The organism is Streptomyces sp. NPDC051041, assembly GCF_044456065.1.
GTDB lineage: Bacteria > Actinomycetota > Actinomycetes > Streptomycetales > Streptomycetaceae > Streptomyces > Streptomyces glaucus.
Genome location: NZ_JBITFM010000049.1, coordinates 1 through 1,052, shown reverse-complemented (window position 1 = coordinate 1,052; position 1,052 = coordinate 1). Strand labels below are relative to the sequence as shown.

The following is a 1,052-nucleotide window of genomic DNA, read 5'->3' as shown; positions in this document are numbered from 1 at the left end:
TGTATTGACCACGAGCGTTGTTAACACTGGTGGGTCTTGATCATGGCGAAGACCTCCGCTGTGGTGGAGCTGTCTAGGACTGCACCGCAGGGAGGTCTTCGTGTCCCACCGTAACGCCCGGCTGACCGTGCACGGCAGGCGGCTGCTGGTCGAGCGTGTCCGTTCCGGACGGCCGGTCGCGCATGTGGCCGCGGAGATGGGCGTCTCCCGGACCACCGCGCACAAGTGGATCCGCCGCTGGCGGGCACAGGGCGAGGCGGGCCTGTACGACCGGCCCAGCCGCCCGCGCACGACTCCGCACCGCACGGCACCGACGATTGAAGCCCTGGTGTGCGCGGTGCGCACCGCCCGCAAGCTGGGACCGGCCCGCATCGGCCCCATTCTCGACCTGCCGGCCTCGACCGTGCACCGGATCCTGACCCGGCACGGCCTGAACCGGCTCGCCTTCCTCGACCGGCCCACCGGGACCGTCATCCGCCGCTACGAACGCAGCCGGCCCGGCGAGCTGCTCCACGTGGACGTGAAGAAACTCGGCCGGATCCCCGACGGCGGCGGCTGGCGCGTCCACGGCCGGGCCGCCCGCCCCGACCGCCGCCGCACGGTCGGTTTCGACTACGTCCACTCCGCCGTCGACGACCACACCCGCCTCGCCTACAGCGAGATCCACCCCGACGAGAGGGCCGCTACCTGCGCCGGCTTCCTGCGCCGGGCCGCGGCCTTCTTCGCCACCGTGGGCATCACCCGCATCGAACGGGTCCTGACCGACAACGCCTTCGCCTACCGCCACAGCCATGCCTGGCACCAGGCGCTGGCCGACCTGGGCGCCACCGGCAAACGCACCCGCGCCTACCGGCCGCAGACCAACGGCAAGGTCGAACGCTTCAACCGCACCCTGCTCGACGAGTGGGCCTACGCCCGGCCCTACACCGCCAACGACGAGCGCACCGCCGCTCTGGACGACTTCCTGCACACCTACAACTACCATCGCTGCCACACCGCACTCGCAGGCCAGCCCCCGATCAGCCGTGTCAACAACGCTGCAGGCCAATACA

Annotated in this window: 1 protein-coding gene; it reads left to right on the top strand. The window is 70.7% G+C overall.

The annotated features are described in order from the left end of the window. Nucleotides 1-100: 100 nt before the first annotated feature. The coding region (locus tag ACIBAI_RS28950; RefSeq protein WP_399038793.1) for an IS481 family transposase at nt 101-1,052 on the top strand (952 nt) is incomplete at its 3' end.